Genomic DNA, 5,352 nt, shown 5'->3' on the forward strand with positions numbered 1-5,352 from the left:
GTATCGGCGATTTTCTTGCGCTGAAACTCCACATCCTCCAGTACCACCGCCGGCAACTGGCCGAGCAAGGCGTGCAGGAAGCGCCGCAGTTGCGGATAGCTGCCACGTACCGGCAGCAGAATCTGATAACGGGCCAGGTGTGTCTTGGGGTCCACGCCCAGAGAGTATTCACCCCGGGACAAGGTGATGCGCTCCTGAGCAGCCAGGGCGTAGATCTTGTCGATGGCCACGGTGGCCTGAGGCTGGGACGGCAACTTGCTGCGGAAATCGTCGAGCTGGCGCTGCGGCACCACCGGCGCAGCCACGGTGCCGTCTTCGACCTTGGCCAGATACTCGGTAGCCTCGCGAGTCTGCTGGCTGAGGCTTTGCAGCGACTCCCAGTCCGGCAGCAACCCGACCAGGCCATAGCTCAGCGCCAGTACCAGCATGGCCAACCCTGCCAGCCCCGGAACGCCCAGGCCTTGCAGGTATTCGTGGACGATCAATTTATGGATTTGCATCGCCGATCTCCCAGGTAGCCGACAGGTTGAACTGCACCGGGTGTTCCGGCACGTTGGCGACAATTTCGTGGCTCAGCAGCGACACGTCGGACAACTCGTCGCTGGCTTCGAGACGGCGGTGGAAATCGAGCATGGCCTCCAGGTCCAGCGCCTCGGCGCTGATCCGCACCTGGCCTTTGCGGGCGTCCGGGGTCAGGGTCAGCAGGGCAATGTTGTCCCGCGGCATGGCTTCGAGGGTGGCGAACAAACGTTCCCAGGGACGGCGCAACTGCTGGGAGACCTTGCGCATTTCGGCCAGGTTCTGCGCCTGCTCGCGGATTTGCGCCGGGGTCAGGCTGAGCTTGCTGCCGGTATCGCCGGTGAGCACCCGCTGCGTGGTTTGCAGGTGGCCTTGCTGTTGTTCGGCCTCGTTGCTCAGGTGCTGTTGCACCAGAATGCACGTGAGTGTCAGCACCATGCCACCCGCCAGCAGGCTCCAGCCCAAGGGACCTGCGCGACGGCGCGGCTGAAAGTCGAGCATCAGGGGGCGCATGTCAGGCCACCGCCCGAGACATGACGTACAGGCAATCGCGAACGGCTGTCCGGTCTTCTTCGAGGTTGCGCAGATGCACACCGGGCACGTCGGGAGGCGAATCAATGCGCGCCGGTGCATGCAGGTAGACATTCAAAGGTCGTTCGCTCGAGCAAGCCTGCAACTGGTTTTCACGGCCGATCAACGCAGTCAGCGCGGCATCACTGTCGCTGCTGCCCACCGAACGCACCGAGGCCCAGCGCCCTTCCCGGGCCAGCAGCAAAACGCTGCGTACCGGTTCGGCGACCACGAACAGGAAGTCCCCGGCATCAAAGCTTTTATCGAAATGGTTGAACGCCGCCATCAGGTACGGCTGCACCGAACGCAGGCGCAATCCGCGCGCGCTGACCAGGGTGCGCAGGCGTTCGAGCAAGTCCTGGGGCAGCGCGGTGGCGATGCGGTCGTAACCGGCGGGCTCAGGCGAGAGCACCAGGCTCCAGGGTTGCGTCGGGGCACCGTAGAGGTCTTCGAAACACAGTTGGGCGAAGCCGAGCAATTCGGCCGGGCTGCTGATCTGCTCACTCCAGGGCACCAGGCAATAGCGGCTGAAGTGCCCGGAGATCACCACGGTCAGTTCCGCCCTGGCAACGGTGTGATCGGCCAGCAAATGGTCGAGGGTGTCCAGAGCCACCGTCCAGGCCTGGAAGCCTTCGTCGATGTAACCGACGCTGCCCAGCCAACGGGTTGCACTGCCTTGCCGTTGTCCCAGACCAACACCGCTGGCGCCAAGCACGGCGACGAATTGCTCACGAGACAAAAGTGACACGATTGATCTCCTCGAGAGTGGTCCGGCCTTGTTCCACCATCTCCAGCGCCGACTCGCGCAACAGGCGCAAGCCACGTTTGCAGGCATGGGCCTTGATTTTCGAAATAGGTTGGCGCTCGACGATCATTTGCCGCAGTTCGTCGTCCAGGTGCAGCAGCTCGGCAATCGCGCTACGCCCGCGATAACCGGTGCCCCGGCAATGCCCGCAGCCCTTGCCGTGGACGAACCGGTAATGAGCGACCTTGTGCCGATCAAGCCCCGAGACCTCCAGCTCTTCTTCTGTCGGGCTGTAAGGACTGCTGCAACTGGTGCAGACCAGGCGGATCAACCGCTGGGCCAACACGGCATTGAGTGCCGAGACCAGGCTGTAGGGGTCGATTTCCATCTGGGTGAAACGGCCGATCACGTCGAACACGTTGTTGGCGTGAATGGTGGTGAACACCAGGTGACCGGTGAGCGCCGATTGCACGGCGATCTGTGCGGTGTCCGGGTCACGGATTTCACCGACCATGATCTTGTCCGGGTCATGGCGCAGGATCGAGCGCAGGCCCCGGGCGAACGTCAGGCCTTTCTTCTCGTTGACGGGGATTTGCAGCACGCCCGGCAGTTGATACTCCACCGGGTCTTCGATGGTGATGATCTTGTCCACGCCGTGGTTGATCTCGGTGATCATCGCGTACAGGGTGGTGGTCTTGCCGCTACCGGTAGGCCCGGTCACCAGCACCATGCCATAGGGTTCGGCGGCCAGCCGGCGCAGCTGGCGCAGGGTTTCTTCTTCAAAGCCCAGGGCCTGCAATTGCACGCCACAGACCTTGTCGGCGAGGTCCTGTTTGTCGAGCACCCGCAGCACCGCGTCTTCGCCGAAAATGCTCGGCATGATCGACACCCGGAAGTCGATCTGCCGGCCTCTGATGCCGATCTTGAAGCGACCATCCTGAGGCACGCGTTTTTCGCCGATGTCCAGTTCGGCCATGATCTTGACCCGGGAAATCACCTGCTCGGCGAACTCGCTGCCCTGGATCTTGCTGATGTTGTTGAGCACGCCGTCGATCCGGTACTTGATGACCAGACCGCTGCCGGTGGTGCCGAGGTGGATGTCGCTGGCGTGCATTTTCAGCGCGTCGTACAGGGTCGAGTTGACCAGTTTGACCACCACGCTGGAATCTTCGCTGATGCTGGTCAGGGACAGGCTTTGCAGGTTATCGATCTCGGCGCCGGCGTCGCTCTGGGCGTTGAGCGACTCCACCGCATGGAAGCTTTCTTCGTGACGCGCCAGATAGGCCTTCAGGTCATCGGCATGCACCAGGTACAGCGGCGCGCCTTGCAGGCATTCATCGATCCAGGCCAGGCGCGCACTGTCGAAGGGGTCGGCGAACGCACCGATGACCGCATCGTTATGACGCAGCAGGATGAATTCGCGCTTGAGGCATTGGGCCAGGGTCACCCGGTCGAACACCGGCGTGGATTTGAACAGGCTGTCGGTGTCGAGCACCGGATAGTGCAAGGTGACGCCCAGGCACTGGATGAAGGGCATGGGAGCCAGCTCACTCGACGCTGCGAGGGCATCGAGCATCCGCTCGCCGGAACTGGTCGCCAGGGCCCGGGCCTGGGCCAGTTGTTCACTGGTGAAGCGAGTCGGTACACATTCCGGTTGCGCCGGTTCTATTGCAAGGGATAGACGGTCCATGGCTTGCTCTCCAACGCCCGGGGCTTTGAGCCCTGTCGGCGCGGCGAGCCATTTCGGCGGGGGCCGGAACGTCCTGTCGCGCCACTACTCCCCGGTGAGCAATTGTTCGTCGTCCGGTGCCATGGAGGCCGATGTGTTTTTTCGGCGATCTGCAAGCACCCAACTACCATCGTACAACTGCAGCGGGAAACTTTCGGTCTTGCTCTGGCGTCGTTCGACGAACCCTTCGCAAGTGCTCACACCCGATTTGGGGTCGCGCCGCCGGCCCAGAAGATCAAGCACTGCACGGGCCAACTCCGCCAATGGAAAGGGTTTGAACAGGATATGGCTGACTCCCATTTGCCGGGCCCGCTCGCAGACTTCTGCGGTGGGATGCCCTGTGATCAGCACAAAATGACAAATCCTGTTCTGGCGGACGACATCGAGCACCTGAAAGCCTTCCATATCGGGCAAGCGGTAATCGAACACCATCACATCGGGTGCGAAATCGTCGGCTTCAGCGATTCCTTGCGCACCGTCGTGGGCAATCCGGACTTCCAGCGCTTGCGCCTGCAGGTAACCCTGGAGGTTTTCCGCCAGCAACTGTTCGTCATCAACAACCAGTACTTTGTTTAACAAGGTGGACTCCTTGAAACCTCAGGTCCGGGTTTGAACCTGGCTGAGTGCACGCCTTGACAGGGCTTATGCACACTTCACGCCAGGCTGGGCGCCGGTATTTTCAGGTCTTCATGTCCTTGAATTTAAAAACAATGCCTTCTTGTACAGTCATTCCATCCCCCAAAAACGGGGAAAGCGACCGGATTGGTATTGTCGTTTTTTCCCCAACGTTGGGGAAAACCCCTATTCATCGTCAATTCGCTCGATTCGATTGCGCAAGCGCAATGGCGCCAATGACTTCGTCCCGGWTAAGCGTAGCCGCGCGGCTTCGACAGTGGAAGTGTCTGCACCGGGCACCCACAACGGCAGCGGGACCTGCAAAGTGTTGAGTTTCATGATCGGCCTCCGGTCAGGGCGTTGCAGCAACGGGTTTATAGGGGGCGACCAGATAGAAACGCTGGCCCGGCAGATCCACCGTGACGATATGGGCACCGCTCAATCCCTGGCGCCGGCCAGGACCAAAGCTGATCAGTGGCGTCAGCCCGGTATCGAAGTCATGCAGGCCTTCCAGGGCACTGACCAGTTTCTCGCGGCTGGCATCCCGACCGGCCTGCTTCATGCCTTCGCTGAGCAGCATCATCGAGCTGAACGCGCCCACTTGCAGCACCGCGTGCTGGCCGCCGAGACCCTGCTGTTCGCGTAACCGGGTCAAGGCCAGGCGCCCGGCCAGGGTCCAGTCGCTGGGCACGAACGGATAGGCCAGGAACACCCGCCGGGAAAATCCGTCGGGCACCTGCATCAGATTGCCCGCCACCTGGTTCGAGGCGGCGAACAGGTAAGGTACCTGCCCCGCCGTTTGCAAGCGCTCGGCCAGTAGACTGAAGCCGCTGCTGCTGCCCAGGTAAAACACCGAGCGCGAGCCCAAGGGCAAATCATCCCTGGTCGGGTCGTAGGCTTGCAGACGCACCTTTTGCCAGGCGTGCCCCTGCAAGTACTGGCTGAGTTCCTGCGCCGCCAGCCGTTGGCCGGAGTCGTCCGGATAGGCGATCAGCGTCGGCCCCTGCAGAACCCGCAGGCTGGCACCGGCGTAGTCGGCCAGGGCGATCAATTGCTCGCGAAGCCCCGGCAGCGGTTCGAATATCTGCCGGCTGGTGTGGGGCGTGCCCTGCAAGGACAGCGGCCCGATCAGAGGGATGCCGGCCCGCTCCAGACGTACGGCGAGGTCCACATC

Annotated in this window: 6 protein-coding genes and 1 pseudogene; all 7 read right to left on the bottom strand. The window is 62.1% G+C overall.

Annotated features, from left to right (window positions below; all coding sequences use genetic code 11):
• The coding region (locus tag ACXRVY_RS16040) for a pilus assembly protein PilO (protein WP_458237742.1) at nucleotides 1-500 on the bottom strand (500 nt) is incomplete at its 3' end.
• Nucleotides 487-1,032 carry a PilN domain-containing protein gene (locus ACXRVY_RS16045; protein WP_223463920.1) on the bottom strand — a complete coding sequence of 182 codons (546 nt, stop codon included), beginning with the start codon at nucleotides 1,030-1,032 and terminating at the stop codon, nucleotides 487-489. The genes ACXRVY_RS16040 and ACXRVY_RS16045, both read right to left, overlap by 14 nt.
• A gap of 1 nt (nucleotide 1,033) precedes the next feature.
• Nucleotides 1,034-1,837 carry a hypothetical protein gene (locus ACXRVY_RS16050; protein WP_223463921.1) on the bottom strand — a complete coding sequence of 268 codons (804 nt, stop codon included), beginning with the start codon at nucleotides 1,835-1,837 and terminating at the stop codon, nucleotides 1,034-1,036.
• Complete coding sequence (locus ACXRVY_RS16055) at nucleotides 1,818-3,524, bottom strand: GspE/PulE family protein (RefSeq protein WP_223463922.1); 1,707 nt, start codon at nucleotides 3,522-3,524, stop codon at nucleotides 1,818-1,820. The genes ACXRVY_RS16050 and ACXRVY_RS16055 overlap by 20 nt, the downstream gene beginning before the upstream one ends.
• Nucleotides 3,525-3,608: 84 nt before the next feature.
• On the bottom strand, nucleotides 3,609-4,142 hold the full coding sequence (locus ACXRVY_RS16060) for a response regulator (RefSeq protein WP_223463923.1): 534 nt from the start codon (nucleotides 4,140-4,142) through the stop codon (nucleotides 3,609-3,611).
• 222 nt (nucleotides 4,143-4,364) lie between these two features.
• Nucleotides 4,365-4,517, bottom strand: a complete 153-nt coding sequence (locus tag ACXRVY_RS16065; protein WP_458237743.1) for a hypothetical protein — start codon at nucleotides 4,515-4,517, stop codon at nucleotides 4,365-4,367.
• Between the two features lie 13 nt (nucleotides 4,518-4,530).
• A pseudogene (locus ACXRVY_RS16070) lies at nucleotides 4,531-5,352 on the bottom strand (ABC transporter substrate-binding protein); the annotation flags it as partial.

The sequence above is a fragment of the Pseudomonas sp. P5_A2_2 genome (assembly GCF_054177685.1).